The organism is Vibrio sp. OPT46 (assembly GCF_015163535.1).
In the GTDB taxonomy this organism is placed as follows: Bacteria; Pseudomonadota; Gammaproteobacteria; order Enterobacterales; family Vibrionaceae; genus Vibrio; species Vibrio alginolyticus.
On the sequence record NZ_JADDYG010000094.1, the window covers coordinates 1 to 2,182 of the forward strand.

General features: G+C 33.2%; 2 protein-coding genes. One reads left to right on the forward strand and one right to left on the reverse strand.

The window, feature by feature from the left end; genetic code table 11:
• On the forward strand, positions 1–579 hold a 579-nt coding region (locus tag IQR33_RS04805), incomplete at its 5' end, for a substrate binding domain-containing protein (protein ID WP_193843555.1).
• Between the two features lie 1,225 nt (positions 580–1,804).
• Here the strand turns inward: IQR33_RS04805 and IQR33_RS04810 are convergent.
• Positions 1,805–2,182 (reverse strand): substrate-binding domain-containing protein (locus IQR33_RS04810; protein ID WP_193843556.1); only part of this gene is annotated, 378 nt, incomplete at its 5' end.

Consider the following 2,182-nt stretch of genomic DNA (forward strand, 5'->3'; position numbering starts at 1 on the left):
TACCCAAAAGCAAGTGTTGAACTAATGCTAGATGATCTTCATGTAGACGTGATTAGAAGTAATTTTGATATTGCTTTTCGAATCGGACCTATGAGGGACTCATCAATGGTAGCAAGAAAATTAGCAAAAAATACGACTGCAATCATTGCTTCTCGAAACTTAATTGAAAAACATGGTAACCCAGAAACGCCTGATGAGTTAGTTAAGCTACCTTTTATTATTTATTCAAATGGTAATTTTATTGTCGATAAACTTAAATTCTACGACAAAGCAAAATCAGATGGTTTAGATACATACCCAATATCAGGGTCATACATGGTAAATGAAGCTGAGCTAATAATTGAAAGCGTAAAGTCAGGTCTGGGCGCAGCACTTATAGGTCAATTTATGCTTCCTAAAAACCTAGAGTCTTCTAATTTAGTCCAACTTTTACCAGAATATGAAACTCAAGATTTTGGTGATATTTATGCCATGTACTCACACCGTCAGCAATCACCATTGGTTAGGGCATTCATTGATATCGTTCAAGAAGAAATTGGCATACCACCAATATGGAAAAAGCATTTCAATAAAAGCTAGGCGATTCTATTTAACAAAAATTAACAAAAAAATAAATAAAATCAATAAGTTAAACCAGAAAGAATTTAAGATTCAACGAAGTTTAATGTTAGGTGAATTAAGTTCCATTCTAAATGGCGCTTAATTCACTAAATATAAAACATTCTTGATTTATAATACTAACAAATCCATCACCTATACAAGTTACGATGTATATTAAAGAAAAACACACCTCGGTCACTAGTTTGTTAGTATATAAAATATCTTATCTTATTTTTTTGGTTATTTATACGTTAGCAACGATTTATTTTAGCGTACAAATGGACAAAAGCACATCGGAGAACTCTCTTATAGAAATGACTCAAATAGCATTTGTGCTTTTTTCATCGTTAATGTGTTTGTATAAATCTAAGGAATATCTTGAACTCAAACACATATTAGTAATAATGTCTTCATTTTTTATGGTTATATTCGTTAGAGAAATGGACTACCACATAGAGCAGTATTTTTCTCACGGTTCATGGAAGTACCCTGCTTGGATTATAATAGTATCGGTCTGTTATTTTTGTTTTAACAACATAGTCAACATAAAAAATGAGGTCAAACTTTTCATTTCTCATTCTAGCTTCACGACATTAACGATTGGCTTTTTCATTGTTTTCTTATTCTCACGCTTTGCAGGGTATGGTGATTTTTGGGTCGAGTTTATGGGGAACTCATACAATAGAGACGTGAAAAACTTGGTCGAAGAAAGCTTAGAGTTACTAGGTTACGCGATACTTTTAAACGGTGTTTTACTTATTAAAGTAGAAAACCACTAAGTATAAATAAAAGTTCATAGCTTGTAGTTCAAGCTTTGAACTTTTTTGGCTAAAAAAGCAGCAAATTATATTTACTGCAAATGATGAAAAAAACAATATGCGTAAGTTAACTTCCTAGCAATGGATGCGTTAACGAGTTAATAATAACGAACCGTAACAATTAAGTCTCGTTGAAAATAATCCATAAAGAATGGAATTTATTACACTGTTAATTATGTAACCTTATCTAATCTAGTTATCACACGCCGTCGTTTTTATATCTTATCTCTTTCCGTCAATAAATAGCTCTTCGCATCAGATCCCATTTATCATCCCACAACAGTCGGATTCAAAATAAAGCAATAAAAATCAATAAATTAGAAGTAGCCACTTAAAAAATAAAAAGGAGTAAAAACGAAACTATGTCAGATAGAACATATTAAAGATCACCGACTCTGAGTAGAAAGCCGTTCATACTCGTTACGCATACAATCAATAAAGACTTCCATCGCCGGCGTCACACACTTCCCAGCATGATAAGCACAGAGTGGCTTGATCATCTGTGAAAACTCGGTGAACTCAAGCTCTTGTAAACTGCCCTCTTGCAACTCTTTTTCAACCGTAAAACGAGGTAAGTAAGAGATACCAATATTACTCTCAACGCAATTTTTGATCGTATTAATACTGCTAAGTTCGATCATGTTGTCGATGCTAATATCACGCTCTTGAATAATGCTCTCAAACATCTGTCGAAAAAGGCACTTAGGGCCATTGCTTATAAACCCTAAATCAATATGTTGCTCTCTCTTCTTTAAATCTAGCCC